Source organism: Peristeroidobacter agariperforans (assembly GCF_004138335.1).
Classification (GTDB): Bacteria; Pseudomonadota; Gammaproteobacteria; order Steroidobacterales; family Steroidobacteraceae; genus Steroidobacter; species Steroidobacter agariperforans.
The window spans coordinates 769,241-783,612 of the sequence record NZ_RYFW01000001.1 but is presented as its reverse complement, the minus strand read 5'-3'; the positions used below and the strand labels follow the sequence as shown (position 1 = coordinate 783,612).

17 protein-coding genes are annotated in these 14,372 nt (G+C 63.7%); 5 read left to right on the top strand and 12 right to left on the bottom strand.

Features of this window, described 5'->3' with window-relative positions; genetic code table 11:
• Window positions 1-7: 7 nt before the first annotated feature.
• The 5 genes from EK373_RS03365 to EK373_RS03345 all read right to left on the bottom strand — a co-directional run bounded on the left by EK373_RS03365 (window position 8) and on the right by EK373_RS03345 (window position 5,229).
• A complete protein-coding gene (locus EK373_RS03365) occupies window positions 8-1,249 on the bottom strand; it encodes a heme biosynthesis HemY N-terminal domain-containing protein (protein ID WP_129641320.1) in 1,242 nt (413 codons plus the stop codon).
• Window positions 1,250-1,255: 6 nt separating this feature from the next.
• Window positions 1,256-2,230 carry a uroporphyrinogen-III C-methyltransferase gene (locus EK373_RS03360; RefSeq protein WP_157994200.1) on the bottom strand — a complete coding sequence of 325 codons (975 nt, stop codon included), beginning with the start codon at window positions 2,228-2,230 and terminating at the stop codon, window positions 1,256-1,258.
• A gap of 134 nt (window positions 2,231-2,364) precedes the next feature.
• Window positions 2,365-3,135 (bottom strand): uroporphyrinogen-III synthase, encoded by a 771-nt coding sequence (locus EK373_RS03355; protein WP_129641318.1) that lies wholly within the window; start codon window positions 3,133-3,135, stop codon window positions 2,365-2,367.
• Complete coding sequence (gene hemC, locus EK373_RS03350; protein ID WP_198683303.1) at window positions 3,132-4,067, bottom strand: hydroxymethylbilane synthase; 936 nt, start codon at window positions 4,065-4,067, stop codon at window positions 3,132-3,134. Before hemC ends, EK373_RS03355 begins: the two co-directional genes overlap by 4 nt.
• Before the next feature lie 49 nt (window positions 4,068-4,116).
• Window positions 4,117-5,229 (bottom strand): AI-2E family transporter, encoded by a 1,113-nt coding sequence (locus EK373_RS03345; protein ID WP_129641316.1) that lies wholly within the window; start codon window positions 5,227-5,229, stop codon window positions 4,117-4,119.
• Window positions 5,230-5,342: 113 nt separating this feature from the next.
• Here EK373_RS03345 and EK373_RS03340 point away from each other — a divergent pair, with 113 nt between their 5' ends.
• From EK373_RS03340 to EK373_RS03330, 3 genes are read left to right on the top strand one after another with little or no spacing between them, the layout of a single operon-like run.
• On the top strand, window positions 5,343-5,654 hold the full coding sequence (locus EK373_RS03340; RefSeq protein ID WP_129641315.1) for a DUF883 family protein: 312 nt from the start codon (window positions 5,343-5,345) through the stop codon (window positions 5,652-5,654).
• 26 nt (window positions 5,655-5,680) lie between these two features.
• On the top strand, window positions 5,681-6,118 hold the full coding sequence (locus tag EK373_RS03335) for a phage holin family protein (protein ID WP_129641314.1): 438 nt from the start codon (window positions 5,681-5,683) through the stop codon (window positions 6,116-6,118).
• On the top strand, window positions 6,115-6,408 hold the full coding sequence (locus EK373_RS03330; protein WP_129641313.1) for a YqjK family protein: 294 nt from the start codon (window positions 6,115-6,117) through the stop codon (window positions 6,406-6,408). The genes EK373_RS03335 and EK373_RS03330 overlap by 4 nt, the downstream gene beginning before the upstream one ends.
• Here EK373_RS03330 and EK373_RS03325 read toward each other — a convergent pair.
• The 7 genes from EK373_RS03325 to EK373_RS03295 form a co-directional block, all read right to left on the bottom strand.
• Window positions 6,405-7,145 carry a LytR/AlgR family response regulator transcription factor gene (locus EK373_RS03325; protein ID WP_129641312.1) on the bottom strand — a complete coding sequence of 247 codons (741 nt, stop codon included), beginning with the start codon at window positions 7,143-7,145 and terminating at the stop codon, window positions 6,405-6,407. The two genes, EK373_RS03330 and EK373_RS03325, sit on opposite strands and share 4 nt — an antisense overlap.
• A gap of 23 nt (window positions 7,146-7,168) precedes the next feature.
• Window positions 7,169-8,284 carry a sensor histidine kinase gene (locus tag EK373_RS03320; protein ID WP_129641311.1) on the bottom strand — a complete coding sequence of 372 codons (1,116 nt, stop codon included), beginning with the start codon at window positions 8,282-8,284 and terminating at the stop codon, window positions 7,169-7,171.
• Window positions 8,285-8,296: 12 nt separating this feature from the next.
• Window positions 8,297-9,202, bottom strand: a complete 906-nt coding sequence (locus EK373_RS03315; RefSeq protein WP_232831006.1) for an NAD(P)-dependent oxidoreductase — start codon at window positions 9,200-9,202, stop codon at window positions 8,297-8,299.
• A complete protein-coding gene (locus EK373_RS03310; protein WP_129641310.1) occupies window positions 9,199-9,648 on the bottom strand; it encodes a DUF4124 domain-containing protein in 450 nt (149 codons plus the stop codon). Before EK373_RS03310 ends, EK373_RS03315 begins: the two co-directional genes overlap by 4 nt.
• 24 nt (window positions 9,649-9,672) lie before the next feature.
• Window positions 9,673-10,011, bottom strand: a complete 339-nt coding sequence (locus EK373_RS03305; RefSeq protein ID WP_129641309.1) for a P-II family nitrogen regulator — start codon at window positions 10,009-10,011, stop codon at window positions 9,673-9,675.
• A gap of 181 nt (window positions 10,012-10,192) precedes the next feature.
• Window positions 10,193-11,629, bottom strand: coding sequence for an ammonium transporter (locus EK373_RS03300; protein ID WP_129643296.1), 1,437 nt, complete (start codon window positions 11,627-11,629; stop codon window positions 10,193-10,195).
• Window positions 11,630-11,783: 154 nt separating this feature from the next.
• Window positions 11,784-12,122: a P-II family nitrogen regulator gene (locus tag EK373_RS03295; RefSeq protein ID WP_116807584.1), complete on the bottom strand. Its 339-nt coding sequence runs from the start codon at window positions 12,120-12,122 to the stop codon at window positions 11,784-11,786.
• A 282-nt stretch (window positions 12,123-12,404) separates the two neighbouring features.
• Here EK373_RS03295 and ubiK point away from each other — a divergent pair, with 282 nt between their 5' ends.
• The gene (gene ubiK, locus EK373_RS03290) at window positions 12,405-12,683 is read left to right on the top strand and encodes a ubiquinone biosynthesis accessory factor UbiK (RefSeq protein WP_129641308.1); all 279 of its coding nucleotides are present in this window, start codon (window positions 12,405-12,407) and stop codon (window positions 12,681-12,683) included.
• Window positions 12,684-12,798: 115 nt separating this feature from the next.
• Entirely contained in the window at window positions 12,799-14,358 is a 1,560-nt protein-coding gene (locus tag EK373_RS03285; protein ID WP_129641307.1) for a YifB family Mg chelatase-like AAA ATPase, read from the top strand.
• The last annotated feature ends 14 nt before the right edge of the window (window positions 14,359-14,372 follow it).

Sequence of the window (14,372 nt, the reverse complement as noted above, 5' to 3'; positions counted from 1 at the left end):
GAAAAGCCTAGCTTCTCCGCCGATCGCTCTGTCTGCGCTCTTGCCAGCGGCGCGCGCGGATCTTCGGGAGGTTGGCTTTGCGGCCCACGGCGAACGCCAGAGCGTCGTTCAGCGCCTTCACTGAGCGCTCGCGCTCGCCCAGCTGTTCCATCAGGCTCGCGAGCAGTTGATACGCCTCCAGGCGCGGGCGGATGGCGATGCTGGTTTCGAGGAAGCTGCGTGCTTTGCCGTAGAGCTCTGCACGAGTTGCGAGTTGCGCGCATGTGAACAACAACGCCGCATCTTCGCCGTGTTCCGACAGCCAGCCTTCCGCACGATCCAGCGTCTTCAGCGGCTCGTCGGTTTCCAGCTCGCCGTACGCCAGCACCGCGGACTCGTTCCATTGTTTGTTGATGCAATCGCGCAGGGCCGATTCCGCAGCCTCGTGGTCGCCACACGCCATCGACGCGCGGGCGTACGCAACGACGATTTCCGGATGCTTGGCCAGCGATCGGGATGTTTCTTTCCAGGCGGCTTTCAATTCGTTCAGATCGCACTTGGTGCCGGCGTCTTTCAGACGGTCCAGATGAACCTGCGCGACGGTTTCGTCAGCCATCGCAGCGGTGATGCCTCGGGTGCTGCGGAGTCGCGGTTCCAGTGCCTGCAACTTTTGCCAATCGCCGAGCTGTCGATACACGCGAGCCAGCAGCAGCAAGCCTCGCGCATTTTGTTCTTTGGTCGCTTCGAGCTGTTCGAGCGTGGTCAGCGCAGCCTGCAGTTGCTTGTGCTTGAGCAACACCTCGGCCTGCATGACCAGCGCCGGTGCCCGACGATCGGGCGCAACTTCCAAAGCACGCTGCAGAAGCTCATCGCGCCGTTCCGCCGCACCTTGCAGGTCCGCAGCGCGAGCGGCTGTCAGATAGTGAGCGGCGGGATACTCTGCTTCACGCACATTGCGGGTGAGAGTGGTCTCGGCCGCTTCCCAGTTGCCCTCGGACAATTCCAGGATGCCTTGAGCAAAGCTGCGACGTGCGCGCTCATGGCGACGTGCTTCCTGAGATTCCTTCCAGGCGCGGCGCGCGGTGATGAGCTTGATCAACAGTCTCACCACGAAGTAGCCGGCGATCAGCACCAGGCCGAACGTGACCGCCGACATTTCGATCAGCCGCCCGGCGAAGCGCAGAGCCACGTAACCCGGATCGCCCAACACGATGTTGGCGAGCAGACCGGCGATGATCATCGCCGCGGCGATATAAAGGCCGCTTCTCATCCGTGCTTACTCCGGACCTCGGCGCGACGGGACCATCCGGCGCAGGGCATTGGTCGAGCCGGATACGCTGGGCAGCTGGGGATCGACATTGACCGGTTCGAGCGCCTGCACCTCGTTCAACAGCGCCTGCGTCTCGGGCTTGGAGAGATCGAAGAATTCTCCGAGCGAGCGGCGTGCGCCCGCCAATGCCGTGCGATAGGCCTGCTCGTCATGACGGATCACGGCTGTGCGGGCCGCAAAAAATAACAACTGCAGGTGCTGGCGCCTCAGCAACGCTTCCTCAGCCGTGATCACGCTGCCGGACACTCCGTCCACTTTGCGCACGAGGATGAGATTCGAGAAGGTCTGGCTGAGAATGGCGGCGGCGCGAGCAAACATTCCGTCCGGCAGCTTGCTGCGATCGAGCCCGTTGCGCTCGGTCAGCAGGATGCCTTTCACCGGAGCTTTGCTGGCGCGCTCTTCGGCGCTGATCAGGCGGGAGAGAATGCCAGTGGTGTCGGGCAGCTGCACGGCGCGCAGCGCTTGCAGCTCCTTGGCGATCTCCTGGCGAACGCCGGCGAACGATGCGTCCCGCAGCGATGCCAGGCGCAGATCCGCCGATTCCAGTGCGACGATCGCGGTCTCGACGTCACGCTCCAGGGTCAGTCGGCGCTGCGCCAGCTCGAGAAGAAACAACGCCTCGGAACGTGACCATGCGCGCTCCGGCCCTTCGGCGCGACCGCGCAGTTCCTCGACCGAAGAAGCCAGTTCCTGCAGTTGTTGAGGCGCGTCGTTGAGCGTATCGAGACGGCGGTTCAGATCGCGATGCGCCTGCCGCTCGCGGCTGGCCTGGCTCTTCACTTCGGCGCGCAGCAGCTCGCGATCCGAATTGGATGCGGCCAGCGTGTCGTTGGCGGTGTCGAGCTTGTCCCGCATCGAGTCCAGACGGAACAGGCTATAGCCGGCGATGGCCAGCGCGAGCACGGCGATAGCTGTGGTCAATCGACTGTACGTGTGTGCACGACGGGTCCTCGACGAATCGCCGGGAGCAGACGAGCTGATAGTTTCAGGACCGGTTTCGGCCATAGGAGAGGACGCTGCTTGCGACCGGCGTATCCTAACACGCAGCGCCGTTTTCAAGCCGCCCGGGCACGGGTCCTCCAGCGGGCCAAAGCGCCAATCATCGAGACATCGTCGGCGCCGTTCGCGACAATCAGCGTCCCGTTCATGCCAGCAGCCTGGGCTGCTTCAGCGATGCGCCGGCTGGCCACCAGCAGCGTGGTTTCGCGCAGAAGTGCGCGACCGTGCTCGGACAGCATCTCGATCAGGTTGTGCAAGGTTTCGATGCTGGTCGCCGTGACTACGTCGATGCCTTCCTGCCGCCAGCGTGTTTCGAGCGCGTCGCGCGTGGCGTCGTCGATCGACGGGCGAATGCGCCGATATACGTCGCGAGTTTCGACGACAAAACCGCGCGCAGTGAATGTCTCCTGCATCAGCTCGCGACCGCTCGAGCCGCGCACGATGAGCACCTTCGCGCCGTCCGGCAATGTGAGATCGGGATGCGCCAGCAGAGCTTCGCTGTTGAAGCCAGCTTCTGGAACGATGTCGGCGGGCAACGATGTTTCTTTCAATGCCGCCGCGGTCGCCTTGCCAATGGCGGCGATGCGCGCCGTCGCACTCTTCTCGATCAAGTGCACACCGTGAGCGACGGCATTGACGCTCACAAATATGATCAAGTCGTGCCCGCGGGCCGCTTCGGCCGTGACCGGTGCAATCTCGACCGCGGGAAATGCGATGGCGGTCGCGCCATGGCGCTGGATTTGTTCGCACAGGCTCGCTGCTTGGGACGCGGGACGCGTAACGAGAACCGTGAGCTCGGCCAGCGGCGGCATGACTTTCGGAATCATGGCGACTCCTGGCGCAGGCGTTCGAGCAGTGGGCCGGCGCCATCTTTCAACAATTCCTCGGCCAGCCGGGCGCCGATCGCTTCGGCATCGTCGATGCTGCCGATGTGCGAGCCGCGATACATTTCTTTGCCGTCGGGTGAACCGATCACACCGTGCAATCGCAGCTGTGCGCCGCTGAGCGTGGCGAATCCGGCGATCGGAGATTGGCAGCTGCCTTCGAGTCGCTGCGCGAACGCACGCTCGGCGACACAACATTGCCATGACTCAGTGTCGTTCAGTGCGCGCACATAGGCGATATTGCGCGCATCGTCATCGCGGCATTCGATGCCGATGATGCCTTGCCCGACCGCCGGCACCGATTGCTCGGGTTGGAAATATTCGGTGATGCGGCTCTCCAGGCCGAGGCGGATCAAGCCCGCGGCGGCGAGGATGATCGCGTCGTACTGGTTTTCATCGAGCTTGCGCAACCGGGTGTCGACATTGCCGCGCAGAGTAATGAGCTCGAGATCCGGTCGCGCACTCTTCAACTGACATTGTCGACGCAAACTCGACGTGCCGACGCGCGCGCCCTGCGGGAGGCTCGCAAAATCCTTGTAGCGGGTAGAAACAAACGCGTCTCGGGGATCGGCACGCGGCAGCATCGCGGCCAGCGTGAAGCCCGGCGGCATATCGCTCGGCACATCTTTCATGGAGTGCACGGCGATATCGGCACGATGCTCCGACATGGCCAGCTCGAGCTCCTTGATGAACAGCCCTTTGCCGCCGATGTTGGCCAGCGGGCGATCCAGGATGCGATCGCCTTGCGTGGTCATGGGGACCAGCTCCACCTTCAGGCCCGGATGCTTGGTTCTGAGCAAGGCCGCGACGTGCTCGGCCTGCCACAGGGCCAGGCGGCTCTGCCGCGTGGCGATGCGCAATGTATGTTCGGAGATACTCATGACAATTCTTTAAACGAGCCCGCAAGGCACACGCCAGGGCGAATCATTCCGCCGACAAGGCCTTTGCTGCTACTTCCGCGCGCCGCATTTCGAGCCTGAAACGAATCAGCGCGATGATCAGCGCGAGCACCACCGGCCCGAGGAACAGGCCGATGGCGCCGAACGCAGCCAGCCCGCCCAGCACGCCGATGAATACGGTGAGCGTACCGACATTGGCGCGTCCCGACACCAGCATCGGCCGCACCACGTTGTCGACCAGCGATACCAGGATCGCACCCCATGCCAGCATGAAGATGGCCCAACCCCAGCGGCCCTGCACCGCCAGCACCACCGCCGCCGGGCCCCAGACCAGTGCGGTGCCGCCGAACGGCAGCAAGGCGAACAGCGCGGCGATCACGCCGAAGACGATGGGCGAGGGCAGATTCGCGATCAGAAAGGCAATGCCCACCAGCGCTCCCTGAATGAGCGCCGTCATGCCGGTGCCATACACCATGGCGCGGGTTACCGCGGCCAGGTGGTCGAACAGCTTGGCCTTGTGCGCTTCGGCCATGGGAATCAGCTCGCGCGCGGTCTGCACCATCTCGCCGCCGTCGCGAATGAAAAAGAACAGCATGAACTGCATCAGCACGAAGCCGACCACCGTGCCGATCGCGCCTATGAACGCCTTGCCAGTCAAGGACGCCAGGGTCTGCAGGGTCTCTTTCGAGCCTTGCGTGATCCAGCTTTGCAGCTGCGCAAGATCGATGTCGAGGGTGTTGTTGAGCCAGTTCAGGCCCTGCCGCACCCAGGGAACATTCGCCAGATTCAACACGTTGCCAGTTGTCTGGCCGGCGACTTTGTCTTGCACGATCTGCAGCAGGTCGCCGACCTGAGCCGCGAATGCCGCGCTCAGCGCGGTCAGCGGACCGATGATGACGACGAATGTGAGCACGGTCAGTAACGCCGCCGACCATTGGGGTTTGCCACGCAGCCGGGCGGCCAGCCGTACATGCAGCGGATAAAGCAGAAACGCAATGAAGATCGCCCACAGCAGCGGACCCAGGAACGGCTGCACGATCTTGAACAAGGCCAGGCCCAGCACCAGGCACGTCACCAATGCGAACGTGCGTGCGTAGAACCGATCTTTCACCGGTGCGACGCGTGGCGGCTGGGTCATGGGTCTTGCATTCCGTGTGGCCGCGGGCGCGCGGCAAAGGTCGCCATGCTAGCACCGCCGCACGCTCACTGGTTTGCTAACATCTGCAGCTTGCAGCTCGAGAGGAACGACTCATGAATGCCCGAGTAGAAGTGACTACCGATCAACTGGTCGCCGACTTGAAGACCGTCATGGAGGACGCCGAAGCGCTGCTCAAGGCGACCTCGACGCTGACCGGCGAAAAGGTCCAGGAAGTGCGCGCCCGCGCCGAAGAATCGTTGCGCCAGGCCAAGGTGCGCCTGAGCGAAGTCGAGGAAGAGGCGATGCGCCGCGCGCGCGAGATCGCCGACGCCGCCGATGAGTACGTTCAAGAGAACCCGTGGCAGGCGGTCGGCATCGCAGCCGGTGTCGGCCTGGTGTTGGGGCTGCTGCTCGCCCGTCGCTGAGCGCGGCTCGCCAGGCGACTCCAACCATGGCCGTGGAAACGCACGATCCGCACATCACCGCCCACGCCCGGAGCGCGGAGGAAACTTCGCGACCGGTCCACGGCCTGTTTCAGTCGCTCAACAATTTCCTGGCGACCTTTGTCGCCATCGTGCACACCCGGCTGGAGCTGCTGACCACCGAGTTGCAGGAAGAGGTGCGCCAGGTCGGCGCGATTTTGCTGTGGGCCTTCGTCGCGGCGTTCGCGGCGATGATGGGTTTGTTCCTGGTCGCGCTGGCGGTGATCTTCGTGTTCTGGGACACGCACCGGCTGGCCGCATCGGTGGCCATGATCGGAATGTTCATTGCGGTGGCGGTGGTGGCAGGCTTGATCCTGCGTCACAAGCTGGTGACCAAGCCGCCATTGCTCGACGATACGCTGGCTGAGCTCGCCAAGGATCGGGACCAGCTCAAGGCCCGTTTGTGAGCGAACGTTTCAACCAGCTGGCGGCGAAACATTCCAACCTGCGCTTGCGGGCAGCGGTGCAGCGTCGTGAGCTCGGCTCGACCATGAACGAGATCGAGCACCATTTGAGCGGCCTGGATCGAGGCCTCGGCGCCGCGCAACGGCTGGCGAAAAATCCCGCGGTGCTGATTGGCGGCGTGGCCGTGGTCGCGTTGATCGGGCCGAAACGGCTGATGACGTGGGTGAGTCGCGGCGCCTTGATATATTCGACCGCCCGGCGCGTCATGCGCCTGCGGCAGCAGCGGGGTTAGTGGCTCTCGCCGCGAATGCGCCGGAGCAGCTCCGAAGCATGGCGCCGGCTCACTTCCAGCACGTCGCCGCATTCACGAACTCGCACCACGTATTGACCTGAATCCGTGCGCTCCACGGCGGAGATGTATTTCTCCGCAATCAAGGCATTGCGATGGATGCGCACGAAGTCCGGTGCGAACTCTTCCGCCAGCGCCTTGAGCGATTCGTCGATCAGGCTCTCGCCGCCCTTGTGGCGCACGGTCACGTACTTCTGATCGGCGTTGAAATAATAAATATCCGCCAGCGGGATCAGCTTGAGCGTTTCGCCGAGCCGCGCGCAGATCTGTTCGCGACGATGTTCGAGCCGGGCCGATTCGGCGACTTTCACCAGACGGTTCGGAGAAATGCGCGACGCGTGGCGCAAGGCGTGCGCGAGCTTTTCCTTACGAACCGGCTTGAGCAGATACCCGACCGCTTCGGTCTCGAACGCTTCCACGGCGTATTGATCGTAAGCGGTGGTAAAGATCACCGCCGGCGGGTCTTGCAGCGAATCGATGTGCCGCGCCACCTGAATGCCGGACAAGCCTGGCATGCGCACGTCGAGCAGCACGACGTCGGGACGCAGCTCGCCGCACGTCGCCAGTGCCTGCTCGCCGTTGTCGGCTTCGCCGACGACTTCGCAGTCTTCGATTTCTTCCAACAGTCGCCGCAACCGCTCCCGCGCAGGCGACTCGTCATCGACAATTAACAGACGCATCTGTGTTGGTTACCCGACCCCGGCTAGCCGTTTACCATATCCTCGCCAGCATACGGAAAGATCAGCCGGGCGCAAAATTCCCCGTCCCGCTGCTCGGTCTCGACCCTGGCGCGGCCGGGCCAGGCCAGCTCCAGGCGCTGCCGGATGTTCTCCAGCGCCATCCGGTTGCCTTCGCGATTGACGTAGCCGGACTGGGCCAGGATGGGGTTGCGCACTTCGATGTGCACCTGATCGTCGTGGCGCCGGCCGACGATCGAGACTTCGCCGCCGCGCGGCAAGGTTTCGACGCCGTGATACACGGCATTTTCGAGCAGCGGTTGCACGATCAGGCTAGGCACGAGCGCGCGCATCGGCAACTCATCCACGTCCCAATGCACCGTGAGTCGATCGCCCAGGCGCAGCTGCTCGATGCGTTGGTGGGTGCGCGCAATGTCCAGCTCGTCCTTCAGTGAAATGCGGGCGCTGGCATCGCTCAAACTGGCGCGAAACAAATCGGCGAGATCTTCCACCGCCTGCTCGGCGCGCTCCGGACTGGAACGGGTCAGCGCGGCGATGGTGTTCATGCTGTTGAACAGGAAGTGCGGGCGGATGCGTGCTTGCAGAGCGCGGATGCGGGCGAGCGCCTCCAGCTCGATGGTGCGCTTCCACTCGGCGCTGACATAGAAATATCGCAGCGCCAGTGCGCTCACGATGAAGCCGACCGCAACGTTTCTGAGCACGAAGCTGGCATGCTCGCGCGGGAAGAAGCTCGGACCGGCGCCGTCGATGTCGCCGCTCCAGATACGACCTACCTGAAACACGGCTTCCGAAACGATGCCGATGGTGAGCACCAGCATGGCGATGGCGATCATGGCCGCACGCGCCGGCGGCATCGTTTGCAGCCACGCGCGCGAGCGACAGAGCACAGCCGAGCAGGTGAGCCCGATCCACAGTAGGAACATCGAGCTGCCGGCGAGGTCCATCCAGAAATTGTCGTGCAACGCCTGCCGGGCCAGCGCGATCACCAGCGCCACCAGCTCGCCGATCAACACCACTACGAACACGGCCGGCGAGGCGCAGAAGTCCGGCAGGAAGAAAGTTGGCGCCTTGGAGGCCGGCGATGACGGCGTGGCGCGGGAGTCGGAGACGGACGCCGCCATGACTGCAGAGAATCAGGGTTTGTGTCGCGGCGTGTCGCTGTCCCGGGCTGCGGCGAACATCGCATCCTTGAGGCGGAACAGCGTGGAGATGTCCTCATCGCCATGACCTTGCTCGATCAGGCGCCGGTAGTGAACCAGCGTCATCTCGATCAAGGGCAACTGCACGCCGTGGCGGGCGGCCATCGCGCGGCAGATTTTCAGATCTTTCTCGTGCAGCTTCACGCGGAAACCGGCGGGATAGCTGTCTCGCAGGATGTTCGGCGCTCGATTCACGAAGTACCAGCTGGAGCCGGCGCCTTTGCCGAGCGTGTCGATCAGCCGATCGAGCGGCAGGTCCTCGGATTTCGCGAACGCCATGGCTTCGGCGACCGCCTGAATCACGCCCGCACACATGATCTGGTTCGTAGCCTTCGCCGCCTGGCCCGAGCCGCTGGCGCCGAAGTGCGTGACTGCCTTGCCCATCGCCTGCAACACAGGCTGCGTGCGTTCGAAAGCTTTTTCGTCGCCGCCGACCATAACAGCGAGCGTGCCGTCGCGCGCACCTTCGGTGCCCCCGCTGACGGGCGCATCGAGAAACTGCGCGCCGGCTTTGTGCAGCCGATGAGCAGCGGTTCGCGCCGTGTCGGCGCTGACCGTGGAGCAGTCGATGACGATGGTGTCCGGCTTGATGACCGGCAAGAGCTCATCGATCACTGCGAGCACATCCGCATCGGCGGACACGCAAGTCACTATGACATCGCACAGGGGTGCGAGCTCGGCGAGTTTGCCGACGGCCTTGCAGCCAGTCTCTTGAGCGAGCGCTGTGGCCTTTTCAGCCGTGCGATTCCATACGGCGCTCAGCAGTCCCTGCTTGTGAAGGTTGCGGGCCATGCCCAGGCCCATTGCGCCCAGGCCGACAAATCCAGCTCGCAGGGTCACTGGCACAGCACATCCATGGAGGACTTGGCCGAGGCGCGCGCGGCATCGAGCTCGGCGTCGCTCAGATAGCGCCGCTCGCCGTCCTTACCTTCCTCATACAGTCTTTGCGAAGCCATGTATTGATCGTAACGCTCGCGCGCCTTGATGCAACGGTCGGCTTTGTCCTTAGCGGTCGCGGCGGCGGCCGCCTTCTGTTCGGCGGGCGAGTTGCCCGCTGCCGGCGGCGCGCTGGTATTGGCCTTGATGGCTGCTTGCGAGCGCTCCTGGGCGGCGACGATGTCGGTGCGCTGGGATTGCACGTTGAGCCGCTCGGCCGGCAACGACGGCGGCTTGTCGGTGTACTGAATGTTGCCCTTCTCGTCCTGGTACTTGTAGACGTCGGCATGCGCGGCGCCGGCGGCCAGCGAAGCCGCGGCCAGGGTCAGCAACAAGACGGGTCTGAGCATGGCAGTCTCCAAACAGTCTCTTTCTTAAATGGCCCGGGCGTCCGTTTCACCGGTGCGAATGCGGACGGCGTGACCCAGCGGGATCACGAAGATCTTGCCGTCGCCGATCCGGCCGGTATTGGCGACCTGCACGATGGTCTCCAGCACCTGGTCGACCCGATCGTCGTCGATCGCCACTTCGATCTTGCACTTGGGCAGGAAGTCGACGACGTACTCGGCGCCACGGTACAGCTCAGTGTGCCCGCGCTGACGCCCGAAGCCTTTGACCTCCGTCACCGTTACGCCGGCCACACCGGCTTCCGATAGCGCCTCCCGCACCTCGTCCACTTTGAAGGGCTTGATGATGGCGACTATCAGTTTCACGCCGCAGTCCTATGTAAAAAGCCCCGGCAGTTTAGCAGGAGGACTCCAGAGGAGGGATTAAGACAGTCCCTGTCATGCAGCAGGACTGAGGAGTGGTTCACGTTTGTAGGGAAAGAACGGCACAAAAGAAAACGGGCGCCGTAGCGCCCGTTTTCACCCATGCCAACCAGACGAAGCAGCGTTAGAGGTTGTAGCCCCGCTCGCCGTGCTCGGTCGTATCCAGGCCTTCGGTCTCGACTTCGTCGCTGACCCGCAGCCCGATGACCACATCGATGATCTTGAAGGCGATGAAGGACACGATGCCCGACCAGACGATGGTCGTGCCCACGCCCCACAGCTGGGCCATGACCTGCTTGCCCATGCCCGCGTAACCCCAGGTGCCGGCGACGTAGTCGTAGATGCCGGTGCCGCCGAGGGAGGGGCTGTTGAATACGCCGGTCAGGATGGCGCCGAGGATGCCGCCGACGCAGTGCACGCCGAACACGTCCAGCGAGTCGTCGTAGCCCAGCGCTGCTTTCAACTTGGTGACCGCGAACAAGCAGACCACACCGGCGATCAGGCCGATGACGATCGCGCCCATCGGACCCACCCAGCCGCAGGCCGGAGTGATGGCGACCAGGCCGGCCACCGCACCCGAAGCCGCACCGAGCATCGTCGGCGTGCCGCGGAAGATCCACTCAGCGAAGGTCCAGGCGATGACCGCGGCGGCGGTGGCGACGAAGGTGTTGATGAACACCTGCGCGGCGAACGCATTCGACTCGAGGTTCGAGCCGACGTTGAAGCCGAACCAGCCCACCCACAGCAGCGAGGCGCCGATCATGATCAGCGGCACGTTGTGCGGCGTCATCGCCGTGGTGCCGTAGCCCTTGCGCTTGCCGACCAGGATGCAGCCGACCAGGCCGGCGATGCCCGCGTTGATGTGCACGACCGTGCCGCCCGCGAAGTCGAGCGCGCCTTTCTGGAAGAGGAAGCCCGCGGTTGCAGTCGCAGCTTCAGCGGCGGCCGCGTCGGTGTACGCGTCCGGACCGGCCCAGAACCAAACCATGTGCGCGACCGGCAGGTAGGAGAAAGTGAACCACAGCACCACGAACGCCAGCACCGCGGAGAACTTCATGCGCTCGGCGAACGCGCCGACGATCAGACACGACGTGATGCCCGCGAAGGTCATCTGGAACGCGGCGTAGAGATACTCGGGAATGTAGACGCCCTTGCTGAAGGTCGCTGCCGCCGTCAGGTTGCCGGCCGCATCCAGCATGCCCGCCAGGAACATGCGATCGAAGCCGCCGAAGAATGCGTTACCGCCGGTGAATGCGACGCTGTAGCCGTAGATCGCCCACAGCACCGACAGCAGGCTGAAGACCACGAACACCTGCATCGATATGGACAGCACGTTCTTCGAACGGACCATGCCGCCGTAGAACAGCGCCAGGCCGGGAATGGTCATCAGGATGACCAGCAGCGTGCTGGTCATGACCCAGGAAATATCGCCCTTGTCGAACGTCGGCGCGGCCGGCGCAGCGGCTGCTTCTTCCGCTGGAGCAGCAGCTTCGGCCGGTGCAGCTTCCGCAGCCACGGCGGCTGCAGGTTCCGCGGCCGGAGCGTCTTGCGCGAGCGCCATGTCGGGCGCTGCGACTATCGCGAACGCGACGAGCGCGAGACTCCATAGGTAGGTGAGCACGCGGCTCGTTGCCAAGGGTTTTTTCACTGTCGTTCTCCTACGCAAGAGATAGATCGTTGTTGCTGCCAGGTGCTGCTGTTGGAAACAAAGAGATTCACACTGCCTCGACGCCGGTCTCGCCGGTGCGGATGCGCACGGCTTGAGCGAGGTCGATGACGAAAATCTTGCCGTCGCCGATTTTTCCCGTGCGCGCGACGTTGGTGATGGCTTCGACCACTTGCTCGGCGATCGAATCGTCCACTGCCAGCTCGATCTTGGTCTTCGGCAGAAAATCCACGCGGTACTCGGCTCCGCGATACAGCTCGGTGTGACCGCGCTGGCGCCCGAAGCCCTGCACCTCCGTGACCGTGATGCCTTGAACCCCGATATCCGCGACGGCCTGTCGGACGTCATCCAGCTTGAAGGGCTTGATGATCGCGGTTATCAGCTTCATTGCATTCCGGCTCCGGGTTCATGGGCGCGTGCTCGGGACTAGTAAAACTAGTCGTAGTAATTCCCCGCTTCCCGGGCGCGCCGCATCGGAAATGCATCATCTGTGCCACGAATTCGTGCAAGCAAACCAACGCCGCCGTGGCCGACAACGGGGCACTGGCGCACTTTCTCGGTGCGAAAATTCCGGCGCTTTGCTTCAACTCGGAGCAAAATGCCGCCAACCTTGGACTGACTGCCCCGTAACCGTGGACCGACCACCACGGACGGGCGATTTTGAGGCTTAATGCCGTCCCGACCTGTTTTGTTAGGAGTCTGCCCCGTGGACCCTCGTTCGCTCGATGAGCTCGCCCGTCGTCTCGCTGCCGCCGTTCCGCCGGGCGTGCAGGCGCTGCGCCGTGACCTGGAAGAAAACTTCAAGGCCGTGCTGCAAGCGGGCTTGAGCAAGCTCGATCTGGTGTCGCGCCAGGAATTCGATGTGCAAGCCGGCGTGCTGCGCCGGACCCGCGAGAAACTCGAGGCGCTCGAAGCCCGCCTCGCCGAGTTGGAAAAGAAAAATCCCTAACCGATTTACCCGCTCGCCGCGCTGCTATTTAGCGGCGATTCGGCGTGATATGCGCGCTCGCAGCGCGCGGCCCTCTTGAAAGAATCAGCAAACGTTTCTTTGTGGAGGGCCAGCAATGGCGATGGCGACTGTCTTGAGTCGCGCGCAGCATGGAATGGAAGCGCCGCTGGTACGCGTCGAGGTGGATCTCGGCCCGGGCTTGCCGCGCTTCGCCATCGTCGGTCTTGCTGAAGCCGTTGTAAAAGAAAGCCGCGACCGAGTGCGCGCGGCTATCACCAACTGTAAATTCACGTGGCCGGAAGGTCGCGTCACGGTGAACCTTTCACCGGCGGACCTTCCGAAAGATGGCGGTCGCTACGACTTGCCGATTGCGCTCGGCATCCTGCTCGCATCGGACCAGCTGCCGGCCGACTCGCTGCGCGATTGTGAGTTCTATGGCGAGCTCTCGCTCAACGGCGAAGTGCAATCGATGCAGGGCGTGCTGCTCGCGGCGGTAGCGGCTGCGCGAGACAAACATTCCATTTTTGTTCCGCGTGCGAACGTTGCCGAGGCGGCGTTGGTCACGGGATGCCGAATCGCGATTGCCTCCAGCCTTCCCGATGTCGTTGCTCACGGCAACGGCAAAGCGCCGCTGTCTTTCATTACGGGCGCTGCACCCGAGAGTGCCGCTGGCATCGAAGCGGATCTATGCGAGGTGCGCGGTCAAGAGATCGCCAAGCGCGCTCTGGAAATTGCCGCTGCCGGCGCACACTCGCTGCTCTTCATCGGCCCTCCCGGCACCGGCAAGAGCATGCTCGCGCAACGGCTGCCAGGCTTGCTGCCGCAAATGAGCGAAGGGGAAGCGTTGGAGGTGGCTTCCGTGCGGAGCGTGGCGCGGCTTCCGATCGATACATCGCGCTGGCGGACGCGGCCGTTCCGCACGCCCCACCACTCTGCGTCTTCAGTTGCTCTGGTCGGCGGCGGCTCGCGGCCGCGTCCCGGCGAGATCTCACTCGCCCATCACGGCGTGTTGTTCCTGGATGAGTTGCCCGAGTACGAGCGCGCGGCGCTCGAAGTTCTGCGCGAGCCGCTGGAGACGGGCGTCATCACCATCTCGCGCGCCGCTCAGCAGGCCGAATTCCCGGCCTCGTTTCAATTTGTGGCGGCGATGAATCCTTGCCCGTGCGGCTACCTGGGTGACGAGCGTGGCATCTGCCACTGCACGTCCGAGCAAGTTCGCAAATACAGAAACCGCCTGTCAGGTCCGCTGATCGATCGTCTCGATCTGCACGTCGAGGTGCTGCGCGTTCCGCACGAAACGCTGCGTGTGCCTGATCCTCACGCTGAAACGACCGCAACCGTATCGGCGCGCGTCGTTCGTGTCCGTGAGCTTCAGCTCGCTCGGCAGGGATGCGCGAACGCACGCCTTTTGACGCGTGAAATCGAACGGCTGTGCAACCCCACAGCGCGCGCTCGCAACCTGCTCGATCAAGCTGCTAACAAGTTCTGTTTTTCCGCGCGTGCGTATCACCGGGTTCTGAAAGTGGCGCGCACAATTGCCGATCTGGCCCACGTCGAGCGCATCGACACGGCGCATGTCAGCGAGGCGATGATGCTGAGGAAGCTTGATCGCGCCGATCAGCCGGCGCACCGAACCAGAGTGGGCATCACTCGCGGCGATCAAGGCGAGCGATAAGGAGGCGGAATCGG

Coding starts and splice junctions, on each gene's coding strand:
- EK373_RS03355 (WP_129641318.1), bottom strand. CDS start 3,135: ATGATTCCGAAAGTCATGCCGCCGCTGGCCGAGCTCACGGTTCTCGTT.
- EK373_RS03300 (WP_129643296.1), bottom strand. CDS start 11,629: ATGGCGCTCGCGCAAGACGCTCCGGCCGCGGAACCTGCAGCCGCCGTG.
- EK373_RS03295 (WP_116807584.1), bottom strand. CDS start 12,122: ATGAAGCTGATAACCGCGATCATCAAGCCCTTCAAGCTGGATGACGTC.
- EK373_RS03325 (WP_129641312.1), bottom strand. CDS start 7,145: ATGCGTCTGTTAATTGTCGATGACGAGTCGCCTGCGCGGGAGCGGTTG.
- EK373_RS03335 (WP_129641314.1), top strand. CDS start 5,681: ATGGCCGTGGAAACGCACGATCCGCACATCACCGCCCACGCCCGGAGC.
- EK373_RS03365 (WP_129641320.1), bottom strand. CDS start 1,249: ATGAGAAGCGGCCTTTATATCGCCGCGGCGATGATCATCGCCGGTCTG.
- ubiK (WP_129641308.1), top strand. CDS start 12,405: ATGCCGTCCCGACCTGTTTTGTTAGGAGTCTGCCCCGTGGACCCTCGT.
- EK373_RS03310 (WP_129641310.1), bottom strand. CDS start 9,648: ATGCTCAGACCCGTCTTGTTGCTGACCCTGGCCGCGGCTTCGCTGGCC.
- EK373_RS03285 (WP_129641307.1), top strand. CDS start 12,799: ATGGCGATGGCGACTGTCTTGAGTCGCGCGCAGCATGGAATGGAAGCG.
- EK373_RS03340 (WP_129641315.1), top strand. CDS start 5,343: ATGAATGCCCGAGTAGAAGTGACTACCGATCAACTGGTCGCCGACTTG.
- EK373_RS03320 (WP_129641311.1), bottom strand. CDS start 8,284: ATGGCGGCGTCCGTCTCCGACTCCCGCGCCACGCCGTCATCGCCGGCC.
- EK373_RS03345 (WP_129641316.1), bottom strand. CDS start 5,229: ATGACCCAGCCGCCACGCGTCGCACCGGTGAAAGATCGGTTCTACGCA.